The sequence below is a fragment of the Vibrio sp. E14 genome (assembly GCF_020515785.1).
Classification (GTDB): domain Bacteria; phylum Pseudomonadota; class Gammaproteobacteria; order Enterobacterales; family Vibrionaceae; genus Vibrio; species Vibrio diabolicus.
This window is the reverse complement of sequence record NZ_JAHPJI010000003.1, coordinates 390,589-407,840: the sequence shown is the minus strand read 5'-3', so window position 1 is coordinate 407,840 and position 17,252 is coordinate 390,589. Positions and strand designations below refer to the sequence as shown.

Annotated in this window: 14 protein-coding genes; 2 read left to right on the top strand and 12 right to left on the bottom strand. The window is 43.5% G+C overall.

What is annotated here, in order from left to right; translation table 11 throughout:
* The first annotated feature begins 266 nt into the window (after positions 1–266).
* Positions 267–1,406 carry an FMN-dependent L-lactate dehydrogenase LldD gene (gene lldD, locus LIX84_RS11320; RefSeq protein ID WP_005383962.1) on the top strand — a complete coding sequence of 380 codons (1,140 nt, stop codon included), beginning with the start codon at positions 267–269 and terminating at the stop codon, positions 1,404–1,406.
* A 91-nt stretch (positions 1,407–1,497) separates the two neighbouring features.
* On the opposite strand, the gene LIX84_RS11315 is transcribed toward lldD, so the two are convergent.
* The gene (locus LIX84_RS11315; protein ID WP_005375109.1) at positions 1,498–1,845 is read right to left on the bottom strand and encodes a helix-turn-helix domain-containing protein; all 348 of its coding nucleotides are present in this window, start codon (positions 1,843–1,845) and stop codon (positions 1,498–1,500) included.
* Between the two features lie 300 nt (positions 1,846–2,145).
* Here LIX84_RS11315 and LIX84_RS11310 point away from each other — a divergent pair, with 300 nt between their 5' ends.
* A complete protein-coding gene (locus tag LIX84_RS11310) occupies positions 2,146–3,249 on the top strand; it encodes a mechanosensitive ion channel family protein (protein ID WP_046875767.1) in 1,104 nt (367 codons plus the stop codon).
* Positions 3,250–3,321: 72 nt separating this feature from the next.
* Here the strand turns inward: LIX84_RS11310 and LIX84_RS11305 are convergent, their stop codons facing one another.
* From LIX84_RS11305 to LIX84_RS11255, 11 genes are all read right to left on the bottom strand, one after another.
* Positions 3,322–4,041: a carbonic anhydrase gene (locus LIX84_RS11305; protein ID WP_226421326.1), complete on the bottom strand. Its 720-nt coding sequence runs from the start codon at positions 4,039–4,041 to the stop codon at positions 3,322–3,324.
* Positions 4,042–4,182: 141 nt separating this feature from the next.
* Complete coding sequence (locus LIX84_RS11300; RefSeq protein ID WP_226421325.1) at positions 4,183–5,154, bottom strand: Csu type fimbrial protein; 972 nt, start codon at positions 5,152–5,154, stop codon at positions 4,183–4,185.
* Entirely contained in the window at positions 5,151–7,526 is a 2,376-nt protein-coding gene (locus LIX84_RS11295; RefSeq protein WP_226421411.1) for a fimbria/pilus outer membrane usher protein, read from the bottom strand. Before LIX84_RS11295 ends, LIX84_RS11300 begins: the two co-directional genes overlap by 4 nt.
* Before the next feature lie 31 nt (positions 7,527–7,557).
* Entirely contained in the window at positions 7,558–8,316 is a 759-nt protein-coding gene (locus tag LIX84_RS11290; protein WP_226421324.1) for a fimbrial biogenesis chaperone, read from the bottom strand.
* Between the two features lie 39 nt (positions 8,317–8,355).
* Complete coding sequence (locus tag LIX84_RS11285; RefSeq protein ID WP_225461341.1) at positions 8,356–8,892, bottom strand: Csu type fimbrial protein; 537 nt, start codon at positions 8,890–8,892, stop codon at positions 8,356–8,358.
* Positions 8,893–9,438, bottom strand: coding sequence for a Csu type fimbrial protein (locus LIX84_RS11280; protein ID WP_047009589.1), 546 nt, complete (start codon positions 9,436–9,438; stop codon positions 8,893–8,895). It lies immediately after the preceding gene.
* A 365-nt stretch (positions 9,439–9,803) separates the two neighbouring features.
* On the bottom strand, positions 9,804–10,835 hold the full coding sequence (gene tdh, locus LIX84_RS11275) for an L-threonine 3-dehydrogenase (RefSeq protein WP_226421323.1): 1,032 nt from the start codon (positions 10,833–10,835) through the stop codon (positions 9,804–9,806).
* 44 nt (positions 10,836–10,879) lie between these two features.
* A complete protein-coding gene (locus LIX84_RS11270) occupies positions 10,880–12,073 on the bottom strand; it encodes a glycine C-acetyltransferase (RefSeq protein ID WP_005394869.1) in 1,194 nt (397 codons plus the stop codon).
* 212 nt (positions 12,074–12,285) lie between these two features.
* Positions 12,286–14,616 carry a putative bifunctional diguanylate cyclase/phosphodiesterase gene (locus tag LIX84_RS11265; protein WP_226421322.1) on the bottom strand — a complete coding sequence of 777 codons (2,331 nt, stop codon included), beginning with the start codon at positions 14,614–14,616 and terminating at the stop codon, positions 12,286–12,288.
* Positions 14,613–15,545 carry a transporter substrate-binding domain-containing protein gene (locus LIX84_RS11260; protein ID WP_226421321.1) on the bottom strand — a complete coding sequence of 311 codons (933 nt, stop codon included), beginning with the start codon at positions 15,543–15,545 and terminating at the stop codon, positions 14,613–14,615. Before LIX84_RS11260 ends, LIX84_RS11265 begins: the two co-directional genes overlap by 4 nt.
* A 62-nt stretch (positions 15,546–15,607) precedes the next feature.
* Positions 15,608–17,017, bottom strand: coding sequence for an aminotransferase class V-fold PLP-dependent enzyme (locus LIX84_RS11255; RefSeq protein ID WP_085342558.1), 1,410 nt, complete (start codon positions 17,015–17,017; stop codon positions 15,608–15,610).
* Positions 17,018–17,252: the final 235 nt, after the last annotated feature.

Sequence of the window (17,252 nt, the reverse complement as noted above, 5' to 3'; positions counted from 1 at the left end):
ACTACTACCCCGACATGTTGATTTAGCTTGCTACATCAATCCCCCCGGCAGCTGTGTCATCCTTTCCAATTTGTATAACTGATTGAGTGATTTAACAAAATTTTTCAATCAATTATGTAAATGAGTTACCAACATCAGCAGTTCAAAAGTAAGTGAACCATAGGTAACTATACTCATTTTGATGCCTTCACTGCTTTGCGATGAAGGCTCAACGAAAGAGCAAATTGCTCCACAACTTTGCTTAGAATAACCGCTAGGACACCATTATGATTATCTCAGCTTCTACTGACTACCGCGCTGCCGCGAAAGCCAAGCTTCCCCCGTTTCTATTCCATTATATTGATGGCGGCTCTTACGACGAACGCACGCTGAAGCGTAATACTGACGATTTGGGTGATGTCGCTCTTCGCCAACGCGTCCTACGCGATATGACAGATTTGAGCCTAGAAACCGAGATCTTCGGTGAGAAACTGGCAATGCCAATCGCGCTAGCTCCTGTTGGTCTAACTGGTATGTACGCGCGCCGAGGCGAAGTGCAAGCAGCAAAAGCAGCCGAGAAAAAAGGCATCCCGTTTACTATGTCGACTGTTTCGGTTTGTCCGATTGAAGAAGTCGCACCTGCAATTGAACGTCCAATGTGGTTCCAGCTTTACGTGCTTAAAGACCGTGGCTTTATGAAAAACGTGCTTGAGCGTGCAAAAGCAGCGGGCGTCACAACGCTGGTGTTTACCGTTGATATGCCAGTTCCTGGCGCGCGTTACCGTGACATGCACTCAGGCATGAGCGGCCCTAACGCAGCCATGCGTCGTGTCTTCCAGGCGATGCGCCACCCAAGCTGGGCACTGGATGTGGGTCTACTTGGTAAACCGCACGACTTAGGTAACATCTCAACGTATCGCGGCGAACCAACAAAACTAGAAGATTACATCGGCTGGTTAGGCGCAAACTTCGACCCGTCTATCTCCTGGAAAGATCTTGAGTGGATTCGTGACTTTTGGGATGGCCCTATGGTCATCAAAGGCATCCTCGACGAAGAAGACGCGAAAGATGCGGTACGTTTCGGCGCGGATGGCATTGTAGTATCTAACCATGGTGGTCGTCAGTTAGATGGCGTACTTTCAAGTGCTAAAGCACTACCAAGCATTGCAGATGCGGTAAAAGGCGATCTTAAGATCTTTGTTGACTCTGGTATCCGTACTGGTCTTGATGTGGTTCGTATGCTCGCGCTGGGTGCTGACTGCACACTGCTTGGTCGTTCATTTGTGTACGCATTGGCTGCACAAGGCGGCGCAGGCGTTGAAAACCTACTGGATCTGTACGACAAAGAAATGCGTGTAGCTATGACGCTTACTGGTGCGAAGTCTATCGCGGACCTTTCTCGCGATTCCTTGGTGAAAATCCCATAATCTTTGCAGGCGATTAAAAACAGAAACGAAAAAACGAGCCAAAATTGGCTCGTTTTTTATTGCTCTTCAACCCGATAATTTGACGAGCAAGCTAGCTTACTTGATGAACGTACTCAATCACGACTTGGTTTCCGTCGATAAACACGTTACTGATATCGCCATCCACCGTCACACGATTTTGTAAATAAACCGTACCAGATGCAGATAGATCACGCTCCGTCAAAGACGGAATCACCTGACCAGGACGTACATGTAGCTGCTCGCATAGCTGTTTTACAAAACCTAGCGTCAGTGGAGAATTACCACGTAACAAGCCAGAAAACTCGTGTAGACTCAAACCAAGGCGCTTCGCCATTTCCATTTGAGTGATGTGCATTTTGGCTTTTTGTGACATCCAGATGTCGTAGAGCGCGTTTCGATCCAGCTCTGTAAATTCCATATCTGCCTCCGCTAATTCAAGAGCCAATACACTCTCACACTTACTTAAGATAAATGTTAGCGATAAGTCAGAGAAGTTATAATTGATCGTTCAAATATCAACGCACATCGGAGATGACGAAGCTCCGCACACGAATGGAACGGCGGCTCATCACCCAGTTTCGACCACTCACTTTTCACCTCACGAACTAGCCTACCTCAGGCGATTTATACATAAGTAAATGATTTAAAGGAAATCACTGGGGTGAAGGAGTAATATCTGCTACCTTTCCTTCCATGGTTCACTAGAAAGAAGTTACATATGTCACAGTGGTTTACCGATTTGCAAAGCTATATTGAAACATCTCATCAAGATTGGAGTGGGAGTGTCCTTTTCATTACACTCGCCAGCTTTATTGCTTGGATAGCTTGGCGACTGATCCGCTCTCGTCTCGCAGTACTAGTAGAGAAAACCCCTTTCCACTGGGATGACATGTTGCTTGATGCGCTAAAAGCGCCAGTCAGTACACTCATTTGGTGTTGGCCTGCAACCGTCTCTATCGGCATCATATTAGAGAGCGAGCTCAACGATAAAATAAACTGGTTAAGCACGCTGAAACTGATTTTGGTGATCAGTATCTTCGTCTGGACCGTTATGCGACTCATCACCAATGTTGAAGAATACGTCCTAGAACAAAAAAACCGAGATGAAACCACAGTGCAAGCGATAGCTAAAGTCGCGCGCTTGTTCTTTATTACCGTCGGAATTCTCACTGTGATGCAGGCGTTTGGCTTGTCACTGTCAGGATTGCTCACCTTTGGTGGTGTCGGTGGTTTAATCGTTGGTTTAGCGGCGAAAGATCTGCTGTCGAACTTCTTTGGCGGCCTTATGATCTACTTCGATCGTCCGTTTAAAGTTGGCGACTGGATCCGCTCTCCAGATCGCCAAATTGAAGGTACGGTAGAGCGAATTGGCTGGAGAATGACCATCATACGAACTTTCGACAAGCGCCCTCTTTATGTGCCAAACTCTGTGTTTAGCAACATAGTCGTAGAAAACCCATCTCGCATGCTAAACCGACGCATCTACGAAAAAATTGGACTTCGTTACGACGACGCCGAAAAAATGCCGCAAATCATTACAGCGGTGAAAGAGATGCTTAAGAATCACAAAGATATTGATGCACGCCAAACGCTTATCGTCAACTTCGATACGTTCGGTCCATCGTCACTGCATTTCTTCATTTATACCTTCACAAAAACCGTGAATTGGGTGAGATACCATGAGGTTAAACAGGATGTTCTTCTTCAAGTAATTAACATCATTAAAGAACACGAAGCAGATATCGCCTTCCCAACTCAAACACTCAAGCTCGACCCAGTTCAAATGATAAAAGCTGAAGAGCAAGAAGATCACGGCTTCTAATTTCCACCAATACCAGTAACAAAGCCCGCTTTATTTAAGCGGGCTTTTTCATTTTTTATTTGCTTGGATTGGTTAGTGTTGCATTAACACCATACGATCATTCAATGGTTGGATGGGACGATTGTTTTCCCCCATCACTTTCGTAAACGCTTTAATCTGCTCAGGGGAAATGGTTTGTGCTTCTTTCATCACTAACCAACGTACCCCTTCAGAGCATGGTGGTGTCGTTAGAGATCCATTAAAGCGATAATACGCTTTGTCTTTTGGAAGCAATGCATCCGCTTCAAATGGCAATTTAATCTCTACATCTTGATCTTTACTTGGTATGTTTGCTAGTAACTTAGCTAAATCTGGGTTCGCTTTTCCGGATTGAAAAAACACTGCCACAACCGCCAAATGGCCAGTTGTATCAGCATGCACAAAGTGCGCTTCTAATGGGTATTCTTTGCCATCCACATGGTTTTCTGACGGAGTATGGAAGTGGAACTGCTTTAACGTGAATGCATTGCTATCAATCAACAGTGTGTTGTCACCCTCTATGCTGGTTTGCAGGGTGTGGCCGTTATTAAGCAATGAGATTGCTTTGCCATGGTAGTCAAACTGCAATTTGTCTAACTTCGCTTCTGCTGCGGAGACAATATTAATTGGGCTTTGGTTTTGACCTTTGGAACATTCAGACGCAAACTCGCCCCAATGCTCAGGCCCGTGACTCCCCTCGTAGCCCCAGCTTGCTGCGTAAGCTGTTCCTGTAAATACCAACGCCAAACCTAGTGCTGCCAGTGACTTCTTCATAGTTTTCCTTATTCCTTCAAGTTAAATGTTGTGAAAACAAAACCATACTAATCGCACAGAATTAAGCGGGAATAGAGTGAAAACTATGATTACAAAAGTTTTTTGGAATAGATGCCTCTAGTTATGCAATTGATATGATGCTCAAAATTGAACATCAACGATTATCGAGTCGGTATACATACCAGCTGGAGGGGTGGTTTGGCTTGTTATTATCTCTGCGCGATAATTGAAGTTCTGCGGAGTGATGCCATCGGGAATGGTGTCACCCGTATCCACATCGCTCTGTTCACGACGTTCAGAACCAGTACCCCCCCACCGCTCCGTCGATGAGGATTTATAGATTTCATACTCCAAATAGTTACCGCCAGATGCCATGCGTCGTTGGCCTCCGGAGGCATTCACACCGTCGTTTAAACCAATGGTAAAAGCACTGTTCTTGGTGCAGGTTAATGATATAACCTGACTGACAGGGTCAAAACCTGCCACCAATGGCGATGAACCAAAATTAATATCTGGCGCCGTGATCATACAATCGGGAGTGACTTCCAACTCTACCGTAATCAAGCTTTGTGCATTGCCTGTTTCTCGCCCAAGACATACGCCTCCAACTCCAATTCCTGAGCAATAATTCCAAATCCAAGACACCGTAATTTGGTCTCGATAAGTCCCTGCTGAGAGATTACTACCAGCTCCTGTCCGGGCATAAAGCGGAAATTCAGCTTGAGTGCCAAATAAACCTAGTAAATCGAGCAGCCCAATTTCAAAAAAATTGTAAGTTTGGCCAAAAATGTACTCTTGCGAAAGGCTTGGGTCTCCAAAAATCTGATAGCTAAGTTCCGAACTGATATCCGCCGCATTAAGCAACCGCCCATCGTTAGCGCTGTTAAACGTTGCAGACACATAATCGCCACTCAACAAAGAAACAAGTGTAGAAAAGTCACACGTTATCCCTGCGTGAGGCTGGGCTGAGCTCTGTTGCTGAATAGTTGAAACGGTAAACGAGGAAACGCTTCCAAATTGAATCAAAGGCGTCGGCGCAGTGAGCTCACAAGCCATGTTACCGGACGATATAAAAAGAAGAAAAAACCAAAGATAACGAGAATACCAACTCATAATTGTACCTCTGCTTTTTGCTCTTTCGTGCAGACTTGTTTACCTAATGTCTGTATCTTCTCGCTCCGTGTTTGATAGAGTCCCGTTATAAACACTTTACATGGTGGAAAGCCTTCGGGGTAAAAGATAATGTACTCACCTACATTACGCCCCTCAAAATACGTTACTCCATCCCAACCAATTTGCCCAACCACTCCAGTATCTGATTGACCATAAGTTCCTAACGGCAAGTAGGCTTCATTTTCATCAACAACCTCCATGCTTAACGCAACTTGCAAAGCTATTGGGAACTCGAGCAAATAGCCATACCCAGAATGTATCGACGCGTATTGTTCTGTTGTTGGGAAAAAAGCATTGGCTGGTAATCTAAGCGGATCAATTTCATATTTTGCGGTGTAATATGCCATTGCCCAAGGCACAAGTAAGTAACCGTCATCATCAGTCAATCCAACAACTTGATTCTCATATTTGACGGGCACACCTTCAAAACCGCTAGTACTGACAACAGCGAAACTATCATACACATTATTTGCAGGGAATATTTCACCATCGAGTGACGCAACCGAACCCGACATTTCGGCAAAATAATCGTAATTACCACTCGTCCCATTTAAGCCCGCTCGGAACTCCGCCCAAGAGGCTCGGTAAGTAACATCGGCCTGCTTTCTATTGTCAGGCTTTTCATTAATATCATGCGCTAAGTTGATTCCCCAACCACCTCGAATCGGCGCAAGTCGACTAACACTAGCACGGCCACCAATATGACCATCGCTTTCACGCTTCATGGTTAATCCCGCGCTACCAGAGAAGGCACTCAAAGGTAATGAGAATTGTGCTAGCGTAACGGCCTCTCCACCTATGCTCCGATTAAACGATAATGACATGTTGATATCGAACGGAAGCGAGCGGCTGTAAGTTACATTAAGTATTCTCGATCGAGAGTCGGTTTGCTGAACATCAAAGTATCCCCCTGATAACGAACCCCACTCATTCAGCCGGGCGCCAACATTTATCTGAGAGACATGCCGAGATAAATTCTCTCGCTCGTTAGTGTCGTCACTTCTCAAGTTCTCTGGTGTTTGGGAGAGCGTGTAAAATCCCTCGCTCTCAACTTGGGTACGAGCGGAAAAGCTAAACATTCGAGATTGATAACTATAACCAACTGAATAGGAACTCGCTCTCTGCTCATAATTGCTAAACCTTACCGCCCCATCAATCGTTCCCATATTGAATAGGTTGGTAACAAAACCGACTCCCGCAACAATTAAGTCATCTTTCGCTTCGGTTTGTGCCTCCAACGTTAGCCAGTTTGTCATTCCGTGCCTCGCAGCTGCGACAACAGCACCATCGCCATAGTCATTTGAAGCGTTGCCATAGTTTTGGCGTAAAGCACCAAAACTGGCGTTGTAAGAGGTGTAGTTAGCCTTCAGCAAGTTAGCTGAAAGGAAAAATGGACTGGTCATTGCAGTCCGCCTTCCCTGGGCATCCGTTGCAATCACTGTGGCTTCACCAGCTCCCGATACCATTGGAATATCATTGATAACAAACGGTCCCGGCCCCACAAACAGTGAATCGGTTTTTAATCCGTTTACAAATAAATCTAACGTCGTGGGAGCAGTTACTTCGCCATAAAATGCAGGTAAAGGGGCGGTAACCACATCTGGACGCATAGAGAAGTCATGTGACAGTTGAATACCAGCCATTCGAACTGGTTGACTCCACGCAAGGGGCCTCACAATGTAATCCCCTACTTCAAAGCGCAATCGACGACTTTGATCAACATATTCGTACCTCGTGTCGAAGCGCGTATATTTATTACTTTGTTGCGCTTGAACATCTCGATGAAGGTTAGATTTAAATATTCCCGTCGTAGAAAGTACGCCGAATTCAGAAAAGGCTCTCAATTCGTGGTTAATAGATACTTCTTTTTGACTACTCTCGTGATCATAAACACCAAACATACTGTAATTGAATAACCCACCAGTTCCGAATTTAGCGGGGGAAAAACGCCTCCTGTTCTGCGCAGAAAAGCGTTGCATCGGCAACCAATTCGGAGGCACTGTGATTGATAATTGCAGTGACGATTGCAAATAATCGACCTCTACACCCGATATTGATGTTATGTCTAACTTCTCTTGGGTCCCAGGTAATACATCCTCGACCACGCCAGCAGACAGTAAATCGTCTCTATACACGAAGTAACGCTCGCCTTTACGTTCAACATCCGCGATTAAACCAGTCGGTCGTTGATTAATTACTAGTTCTAACGACAAATGAATATTTTCAAAGTTCTCATAAGAAAAGTTTTCAGGACTAGGTAACTGCGATAAATGGGTCACTACGTTGTCGCACCAACCCACGCCAGGCGTCATACTGGTAAATAAACAAGATAGATATAAAATCTTATTCATTTTGTTCGAGTGGAATAACGTAACGCTTACCTTCAATATCCGCCTTTACTTTTATATTTTTCATATTGGAGTAAGAAATAGGCCACGTTTTATATTGATCAGGTAATATATACCCTGCTAACCCTTTCGAAACGATAAAAGGCGATTGGTTTGGCGCGGTCACTGCTAGGTTGACTAATCTGACATAGTGATTACTGGTGTTTTCTATATGAATAAGGTTCTTATCTTTACTCTTTATAATCTTTGCCTGTAGTCCGCTCCAAACTTCATTTGTTCCTTGGGATTGTCTTTTCATCCCTTTACCGTACATAAACAATGGTATGGAATATCTCATTCTCACTTTTACTGCCAGATCATTTTCTTTATTTTCATCTTGAGGCCCTTTAGCTGGCGGGAGTTCATCGATGATAATACGATATGCGTACTCTTTATTCGAAAGCGCTCCATCTTGATTTAATATACGAATAAGTTGCTTGGCACCAGGTGCAATTTTCACAAAAGGAGGCGTAGCTATCAGTTGTCGTTGCTGCGCATATGTATCCTGCCCATCCTTCTGCCCCCACTGAAAAATACGAACCTGCAAATAAAAATCTTCAGTGCCTTGATTAACCATCCAAATTGATGTCGCATTCGATTCAGAAGATATTTTAGGGTAAATAGGCCAAATAAGGAGAGAATTAGCATAGGCCTGTGAAGTTAACGTTGATAAGAAAATAGTGACGAAAACCAGTCTTTTTATTATTAAATCCATTTAATTTCTCCGAAGGTTATCATTTCTTCGAAACAGCGCTTACCACTCAAGCGTTAAGGTAAGAGTATCTGTATAAATACCAGCGATTTCATTTCCATTTAATATCGCCTTTGCCCAAATTGGCACCTGAATGTTGTCAGGGTCTTCATTAGTTCCAACAGAATAGGGGGTATCAATGTCTAATACTTGAGAGTGTTCTGCATCTTCAAATAATAAATAATCCACCGTACTCGACTTTTCTGTGTGCTTCAGCTTGCGTACCCCTAGCGAAGCGTTCAAACCACCGTCAATCTTAATATTCATGGCTATGCCAGGGGTACAACTTAACGTAAGCCCACCGTTGTAGGTGATGCTGCCTTCTACTTCCGCAGCATAAATAGCAGAATGTTCACCAAAGTTTAACTCTCCTATTGTTCCAATTTGAGTGTTACTCTCTTCTGTCAGCGCACCATTGATCAGACATCCCGTATCAATGGTCGCTGACACTTGGAAAGTTTCACTCTGCGCTGCAAAAATAGGATAGGAAAAAGTGGCACAGGCGGTGAATAAAAATGCTTTGAGTAATATAGAGTTCACTTACCAACTCAGAGTTACGTTTAGTGTATCAACATAATTTCCTGCGACGCTGCTGGTACCGTATGCCGTGGCGTACAAATTAATGGTCTCTGAATCAACACCATTAAATGTAGAGAGTGCTATAGGGTTACTCGAGGTAAACTGGGTAGAACGATCTGAATCAGTGAAGAGAGTGTAATCCACAAACTCGGATCCGTTGGTCATTGCGTGATTACCTGTCGTCGAACTGGGATCGTTGGCACCACTGACTAAAGAGAAAGTAGGCGTGACTCCATTGCTGCAAAGTATTTCGATCCCCGTACCACCTTCCCCAGTCAAGACTGCTTCTTGCTCAGTAAAAATGGCCGGAACGTCACCAAAATTTAATGAGCCAAAACCAATATTACTGGAACCGTTCACCGCATTGTTGCCATTAATGACACAGCCTTCCACTAAATTGATCGAAACGTCTATCGTACCGCTAATTGTCTCTGCCCTCGTTTGTAAGCTCAACACTGTAAATAACAAGGGAATAATCAAACAAAAAATTTTCATATGAAGCTCCATTTCTATCTCTGTGAACTCTATACAGATGATTGTATTATTAGTTATAGCTCAACAAATAAAACAAAGTGCATATCAAGATTAAAAAGATAAAAAGAAGTCAGTTCATTGTAGTTGTCAAAAGAAAAGCAGTGCTTTAAACCGAGATATTCTTTTAGGTTGGAATATAAAACCACCAATTAACCATATTAAATAAAAGGTCTTTAGTGTGTTCTGCATACGTTGAAACACGAAGAAGGCAGTTTTTTCTGAATTAGACAGCTTTTAGAAACGAAAAGAGATAGGGTGTGAGCTAAATAATAAAAAATCTAAGCGTTTAAAAAACGAAAAAAAACGCCCCTTTCGGAGCGCTTTCTTATTTGAGCAGATTATTCCCAATCAAGGATAACTTTGCCAGACATGCCTGAACGCATGACATCGAAGCCTTCTTGGAAGTCATCAACCTTGTAGTGGTGCGTAATAATTGGTGATAGATCCAGACCAGATTGAATCAGTGAAGCCATCTTGTACCATGTTTCGAACATTTCACGACCATAGATGCCTTTGATAACTAGGCCTTTGAAGATCACTTGGTTCCAATCAATGCCCATATCTGATGGTGGAATACCGAGTAATGCAATACGGCCACCGTGGTTCATTGTGGTTAGCATTGAGTTGAATGCCGCTGGGTTACCAGACATTTCTAGGCCTACGTCAAAGCCTTCTGTCATGCCTAGTTCAGCCATTACATCTTCAAGCTTCTCTTCAGCAACATTTACTGCGCGTGTTACACCCATTTTACGAGCTAGCTCTAAACGGTACTCGTTTACGTCTGTGATAACCACATGACGAGCGCCGACGTGTTTCGCAACTGCGGCGGCCATGATGCCGATTGGGCCAGCACCAGTGATGAGCACGTCTTCACCGACTAGATCGAAAGAAAGCGCAGTGTGTACCGCGTTACCGAACGGGTCGAAGATCGATGCTAGATCGTCAGAAATCTCGTCAGGGATCTTAAACGCGTTAAATGCAGGAATCACTAGGTATTCTGCAAATGCGCCTTCACGGTTTACACCCACACCGATCGTGTTGCGACACAAGTGAGTACGACCGCCACGACAGTTACGGCAGTGACCACAAGTTATGTGACCTTCACCAGATACGCGGTCACCAATTTCAAAGCCACGAACTTCCTGACCAATCGCAACCACTTCACCCACGTATTCGTGACCGACAACCATAGGAACTGGAATTGTCTTTTGTGACCATTCGTCCCAGTTGTAGATGTGTACGTCTGTACCACAGATAGCGGTTTTCTTAATTTTGATCAGAATATCGTTATGGCCAACTTCAGGTTTATCAACCTCAGTCATCCAGATGCCTTCTTCAGGCTTTAGCTTTGATAATGCTTTAATTTTCATAATGTAACCTTAATTAAAGGCCCTATTATCTAGGACCTAGAGTCTTAAATAAGACCCATGTCCTTACCAACTTCGATGAACGCATCAATTGCACGATCTAGCTGCTCACGAGAATGCGCTGCTGACATTTGAGTACGGATACGCGCTTGGCCTTTTGGTACCACAGGGAATGAGAAGCCGATTACGTAGATGCCTTTCTCTAGTGCTCGCTCAGCAAATTCTGCTGCCACTTTCGCATCACCTAGCATGATTGGAATGATCGCATGGTCAGCGCCGCCCATTGTGAAACCAGCAGCTTCCATACGTGCGCGGAAGTGTGCTGCGTTTTCCCATAGACGGTCACGTAGGTCACCGCTCTCTTCTAGTAGATCTAGAACGCGGATAGAAGCGCTTACGATTGCTGGTGCAACAGAGTTAGAGAATAGGTATGGACGAGAACGCTGACGTAGCCAGTCGATCACTTCCGCTTTACCTGATGTGTAACCGCCTGAGGCGCCACCCATTGCTTTACCTAGCGTACCTGTAATGATGTCGATACGGTCAACCACGTTGTGGTATTCGTGCGTACCTGCACCCGTTTTACCCATGAAGCCAACCGCGTGAGAGTCATCAACCATGGTCAGTGCGCCGTATTTTTCAGCTAGGTCACAAATAGCCGGAAGGTTCGCCACTACGCCATCCATTGAGAACACGCCGTCTGTAACGATAAGAATATGGCGTGCGCCTGCTTCTTTCGCAGCAATCAGTTGTTGCTCTAGCTCTTCCATGTTGTTATTTGAGTAACGGAAGCGCATTGCTTTACATAGACGAACACCGTCGATGATTGACGCATGGTTTAGTGCGTCTGAAATAATTGCGTCTTCTTTACCAAGAATGGTTTCGAACAGACCTGCGTTTGCATCGAAGCAAGAGGTGTAAAGAATCGTATCTTCTTTACCTAGGAACTTAGACAACTTCTGCTCAAGCTCTTTGTGGATGTCTTGAGTACCACAGATGAAACGTACTGACGCCATACCAAAGCCGTGCTCGTCCATACCCGCTTTACCCGCTTCAATTAGCGCAGGATGGTTAGCAAGACCAAGGTAGTTGTTTGCACAGAAGTTTAATACTTCTTCACCGGTAGAGATTTTAACAGCCGCTTGCTGCTGAGACGTGATTACACGCTCTGATTTGTAAAGACCTTCAGCCTTCACTTCTTCAATTTGCTGCTGAATCTGTTGGTAGAATGCAGAAGACATTTGAAATTCCTTCCTGGTTATTTTGGCGAGTATTTACTCGTTTAGAATTAGGTTGAGCCTTTATGTGACGGGCATCACGGGCTATCACTCATCAATTAATTGTAGTGTAATTCAAGGAAGGAAGAAGGATTATCCCTTAAGGTGGAAAAGCATTAATGAATCCAAGGCACGAATTCAATTAATGCTTTCCTATAATATTGTAATAAAAGGAGTTATCGCCCAGTTGGTTGTTTAAGTAGTGCTTCAAAGTCTTTGGCTGGTAACGGGCGGCTATAGTGGAAACCTTGCCCGAACTCACAGTTTAAGTCTTTTAGATAATCGACATGACGCTGTTCTTCAATGCCTTCAGCAACAATCTTAAGGTTCAGCGCTTTCGCCATTGCAATGATCACGTTGACGAGCTCACGATCGGAGTCGTTTTCGAACATATTTTGCATAAAGCTGCGATCAATCTTAAGGCGATCGAACGGAAATTTCTGTAAGTAACTCAACGCAGAATAGCCAGTACCAAAGTCATCGATGGTAAGCTTAGTGCCTAACGCTCTTAAGTTATTGAGCATGTCTAATAGCTCTGAGTCGTGGTTAAAGAGAAGGCTCTCTGTCACCTCAATATCGAACTTATCTGATGGAAGACCAGATTCCTCAAGGCTCTTCTTAATAAACGCAAGTAAGCGATCACAATACCTAAATTGAACACTGGAGAAATTCACAGAAACAAACAGCGGCGTCAGACTTTGCCATTGCGCCGCTTGGCGGCACGCTTGCTGGATAGCGAATTCACCAATTTGATGAATCAAGCCATTTTTCTCAGCAATAGAGATAAACTCTTCAGGATTTACGAATCCGTACTTCTCATCATTCCAACGCATTAACGCTTCTGCGCCAACAATTTTACCACTGCTCAGATCAATAATAGGTTGATAATACAACTCTAGTAATTGGCTGGAGATGGCATTTCTTAGTCGATTTTCCAAATCCAAATAGCGTTGCAAGTCTTGGTTCATATTGTGGTTATAAAAGCAGAAGGCATCGCGTCCATCTTGCTTCACGCGATACATCGCCATGTCAGCACAGGCGAGGAGCTGCTCGGCATTATCTCCATCATCCGGAAATACAGACATTCCGACGCTGCTACTCAAGAAGAATTCATGGTTGTTCCATACAAATGGATCGTTAAACGCCGAAAGCACGCTTGAAGCAACGCGCTTCGCGGTGTCATTATCAGGCAAGTCAGGAATCACTAATAAAAACTCATCCCCACCAATTCTCGCCAGTAAGTCTGTTTTTCTCGCGACTTGATGCAGTCGTTGAGCACTAAGTTTAAGGATCTCGTCGCCAACAAAGTGACCCATTGAATCGTTAATCTGCTTAAAGTGGTCTAAGTCAATAAACATGACCAATACTTTTGAACCACTACGTGACGCTCTAATCAACTCCAAAGCCAGTCTCTCAGAACCGTAGCTGCGATTAGGCAAGTTAGTCAACGTATCGTATTTAGCTTGGAAGGCGAGTTCTTTTTCAGACGCTTTTCGGCGTTCAATTTCGTTAGTTAGTTTTCGGTTCTGTTGAGAAAGAATGTCTTTTCGCTTTTTCTCTTCTTCAAGTTTAATTTTCAATTCAATTCTATTATTGTTTGTAATGAACGCATAACACAGCGCAATAACAACCATAACAGCAAGAATACTCAAACCGAGAATGAAGATCCGTGATGTGAAAATATCTCGCTCACTCAAAGGCTCAAACCAAGCCATAAGTTTGAAGTGATGTTTTTCAACAGGCACTTCAAAATATATTTTTCCATCAACGGCTTCAGATATTAAATAATTCTCATCTTTATTATGAGAAGACGTTTTATTTATTGTATCCCATACGACCATCTCAACGTCTTTTATTTTGAGCACCAGCCGGCTATAACTGTCTTCGTGCTCTTGATTAGTAAGCTGATCAATAACAATGTTTTTATTGAGATCTGCAATTAGAAAGGCAACTGGCTTTCCAGAGAACTTAACTTGCTTGATGACTTGGATACGCACATCGTCGTTATATCGAGTTGCACAAACCTCTTCGGGATGCCCATGTTGAGTCATTAAGGTTTGGATATCCATCTTATGCTCTATGTTGTCTTCAGAGCCCGTCGTGACAATCGTTGTGCCATCACTGCCTACCAGTGTGAGCTTTTTATAGATTTGGCTGCTATTAATTAACTTACCATCTATCTTTTCATCGAAACGACGCTTCAAGTTAATTAAACTCGCTCCTAATCCGTACTCCATTGACATGCCAGAGGCTAAATTAGCAAAGAATGTTTGTACTGTTTTATCTGTAGATAAATTATCAACATCCTCACTGGCAATGGTAAATAAATTATCGAGTGTGCTTGCGTAGCTTTTTACTTTTAAACCGAGTTCCCTATGCTGGGATTCTTTTAATTTATTTTGCCCCAAACTAGTCACAACAATAAGCATAGCTAAATAAATAGAGACTAATATTGCGCTTATTGCAATAAATTTTTTACTGGATATTTTTTTAACGGCCTTTTTCATCGGGTTTTCTTACTATCTTCTATGAAGTAATCGTTATAAAAGTAGTAAATAGATGGATAGTATTTTTTTACTAATTTTTCGTAGGTTCCATCTTTCTTTATTGAATCTAAATAACGATCAAATGCTTTGCGTAATTCCGGCGAGTTTTTCCGGAATGCAACAGCCATTTTCTGATTTTCGGATACTGGACCAATGACTTTTATTTCACCTGGCCATTTTTCTAATGCAATTAACGTATCGGCGACGTCTAGTAATGTGCTTTCCGCATCATTTTTCATTATTGCTGGCACCATCTCATTAAGAAGACGAGCCCCATCAGGCAGTATGACTTTTGCGCCTGTGTCATATAAGTCATAAAGGTTAGGGTCCAAACAAGAGTGCTCCAACGCCAACACTTCGCGACCATTAATAAGCTGCTTGACGTTTTTTACATCTTCATCAACCGAACCACTTGGTTTAATCGGACTCAGCGTGGAATCTGTTCTGGAAACTAACCAAACGCCCGACGGGAAGTAATCTTGTGAAAAGTCTAAAACTTCAGAGCGCCAGTCAAGAATGGTAACGCCATTTGCGATCAAGTCACCCTCGATTGGAACACTTTCTCCCACAACAGCTTGCTTATTATGGTATTGAACATCTTGGCCCGTCAGCTTACCTACCATATCGCTCCACTGAGCTGGAACATATTGGTACTTGACGCCCAACGACTTGGCAAAGCCTTTTACTATCTCTACATCTAAGCCAGTCAAGGTTTCCACTTCACCTTGTTCAATATAAGAAACGAAGTTAGCGTACGGCACACCAATATGGCGCAACACTCCGCGATCACGGATCTGTTGTAAGTCGTCTGACCAAGCGGAAGAGGACATAACAGAGGCCGCCATAAGCGCCATCGCCGCTAAAGTTCTTTTGAATGTTTTGACTGACATAATAATATCCTTACCTTTCACAAAGCGCCCAATCATGGGCGCTTGAGTGATAAACAACGATGTTAGAACGACGAGTAATACAAATTCGTCATCGCCACCACGAGCCCTTCAACATCCTGCTCGTCATGGAACAAGTGCGTGGAGATACGGAGTGCGTAAGTATCAAAGTCATCATCTTTATGCAGCTTAAAGCTGGTTGTTCGAATGATGTAGCCATATTCTTCACGCAGACGATCTCTGAATTCAGTCAATATGTCTTCATTCGTCACATCAGAGAATGGGTTAACTGTGGTTAAGCCACTCGTTAAACCTTCCACGTTTGGTGAGTACATTTGGGCTTGTGGCAAGTACTCTTGAAGTAAGGTTTTACACAAACTACCAAGACTTAGAACACGTTCCTCAATGCGGTCACGGCCAATCTCATCCCACATTTTACAGCTATCAACTAACGCTTGTTTAGCAGGATAGTTGTCGTTCCCGATGTACTGCATCTGTAACTGCTTGCCTAAGTAATCCGCATGAGAAAGTGAAGAGTTGATCAACCACAACGGGTTATCACGATCACTCCAATACTCATTCAAGCGATTGGCGTTATCACGTACGTACAAAATACCGGTTGCGCCAGGACCACACTGCCATTTGTGGCCAGAACCTGCATAGAAATCACAATCCATATCATGGAAATCGAGGTCAAACATACCGACAGTATGCGCTCCATCTACAAGCGTAGGCACACCATATTCTCTCGCTAAAGCACAAATGGCTTTGGCTGGTAACGCCGTTCCCGTTTTATAGGTGATATGAGAGAACATGATGAGGCGAACGTTTTGATGCGCATCAAGCGCGTCGCGGAAAGCTTGGATGTAATCTTGTTCAGAAACGTCTTCAGTACCGGTAAATACTGGTAGTTGAATTTCAACAACATCGACGCCAAAACGATGTTTTGCGACGTTCATCGGTGATGTTGCAGCCATATGCTCATGGTGCGTCGTTAGAATCACATCGCCTGGTTCAAAGTGTAAGCCGTTAATGATCGAACATAGACCATCAGTAGTATTGCGGCTGAGAATGATTTCTTCTGGGTTAGCACCAAAGCCAGGCGCTACTTCTTGAACCATCTCAGAGACATAAGGCCAAGAGCCAAATTTGCCCTTCATATCCCAAGGATACTTAGCCACCAACTTGTTGTTATGCTCATAATCTTGAAGAACTTGTCTTGGCATAGAACCCGTTGTGCCAATGTTCATGTAAGTCGTACGTTTATCCAAAACGAACTGTCGTTGCACTTTACGCCAAAAGCGCTTATCGTGTTTTCTACCTAGCCCGCGGCTGCTCCAATCAATTTTCTGTTCTCGTGCTTGAACTGCGCCCGAGAAAGCGGAAGCACTCACACCAGCAACAACAGCTCCTGTTGCGCCTTTCAGAAAATTACGGCGGCTGCTATTAGTCTGAATAGATTCCTTGTCTTTCATCTTTTTCAATCCTTGTCGGAAATTAGCCATATTATTAATTTTAAGTGCGTAACTATCTGTTACTAAAACATTATTACCCATTAAAACCAGAGTTTAATTTTTTCCTCTGCCATTAAGTGACTTTAGTTCCAATTTTTTATCTTATTTGATGATATAAGCAACAGTTTGACCACAAACCTATAAACAACCATATTCACATTAAAATATTCATTAAATTGATTATTTTTTATAGAAG

Bases quoted from the DNA above. Each gene is read 5' to 3' on its own strand.
- lldD (WP_005383962.1), top strand. From the start codon at position 267: ATGATTATCTCAGCTTCTACTGACTACCGCGCTGCCGCGAAAGCCAAG.
- LIX84_RS11315 (WP_005375109.1), bottom strand. From the start codon at position 1,845: ATGGAATTTACAGAGCTGGATCGAAACGCGCTCTACGACATCTGGATG.
- LIX84_RS11310 (WP_046875767.1), top strand. From the start codon at position 2,146: ATGTCACAGTGGTTTACCGATTTGCAAAGCTATATTGAAACATCTCAT.
- LIX84_RS11305 (WP_226421326.1), bottom strand. From the start codon at position 4,041: ATGAAGAAGTCACTGGCAGCACTAGGTTTGGCGTTGGTATTTACAGGA.
- LIX84_RS11300 (WP_226421325.1), bottom strand. From the start codon at position 5,154: ATGAGTTGGTATTCTCGTTATCTTTGGTTTTTTCTTCTTTTTATATCG.
- LIX84_RS11295 (WP_226421411.1), bottom strand. From the start codon at position 7,526: ATGACGCCTGGCGTGGGTTGGTGCGACAACGTAGTGACCCATTTATCG.
- LIX84_RS11290 (WP_226421324.1), bottom strand. From the start codon at position 8,316: ATGGATTTAATAATAAAAAGACTGGTTTTCGTCACTATTTTCTTATCA.
- LIX84_RS11280 (WP_047009589.1), bottom strand. From the start codon at position 9,438: ATGGAGCTTCATATGAAAATTTTTTGTTTGATTATTCCCTTGTTATTT.
- tdh (WP_226421323.1), bottom strand. From the start codon at position 10,835: ATGAAAATTAAAGCATTATCAAAGCTAAAGCCTGAAGAAGGCATCTGG.
- LIX84_RS11270 (WP_005394869.1), bottom strand. From the start codon at position 12,073: ATGTCTTCTGCATTCTACCAACAGATTCAGCAGCAAATTGAAGAAGTG.
- LIX84_RS11265 (WP_226421322.1), bottom strand. From the start codon at position 14,616: ATGAAAAAGGCCGTTAAAAAAATATCCAGTAAAAAATTTATTGCAATA.
- LIX84_RS11260 (WP_226421321.1), bottom strand. From the start codon at position 15,545: ATGTCAGTCAAAACATTCAAAAGAACTTTAGCGGCGATGGCGCTTATG.
- LIX84_RS11255 (WP_085342558.1), bottom strand. From the start codon at position 17,017: ATGAAAGACAAGGAATCTATTCAGACTAATAGCAGCCGCCGTAATTTT.